The following is a 454-nucleotide window of genomic DNA, read 5'->3' as shown; positions in this document are numbered from 1 at the left end:
TCGAAGCATTGACCGGGATGGTGATCGACTGGCCGTTGGCCAGGCTGATGACCAGTGGGGTGCCGGTGACTGGCGAAGTGACCGAAGCGACGTAAGTGACGACACCACCTTCAACGGCCGAAGCCGTCGCGGTCAGGGTCACGGTGCTGGTGTCGATGCTGTCGGTGACAGCAGTCACGGCTGCAGTCGGGCTGACCTCCAGGTGTTCAAAGTCACCACCGGTAGTGCCAGTGATGGTCACACTGATGTTTCCGCCGTCCACGTAAACGGTGTTCTGCGGGGCCGGGAAGGTGATCGACCCTTCGCTCAGTCCTTTGCCGATGGTGATGGTTTCGCCGTTGCTCAGCGAAATCTTCATCTCGGTGCCAGTTGGATTGGTCAGGCGAGCGGTGTAGGTGATTTCGCCACCTTCCTGGACGGTGCCGGTCGCCGACAGGGTCAGGCCGGTGGTGTC

1 protein-coding gene is annotated in these 454 nt (G+C 61.2%); it reads right to left on the bottom strand.

All coding sequences use genetic code 11. The annotated features are described in order from the left end of the window. Positions 1-454: immunoglobulin-like domain-containing protein (locus ACODSK_RS32670; protein WP_489022291.1), on the bottom strand; the 454-nt coding region annotated here is incomplete at both ends.

This window comes from Pseudomonas sp. FG98 (assembly GCF_057808595.1).
This window is presented reverse-complemented; position numbering and strand designations above follow the sequence as displayed.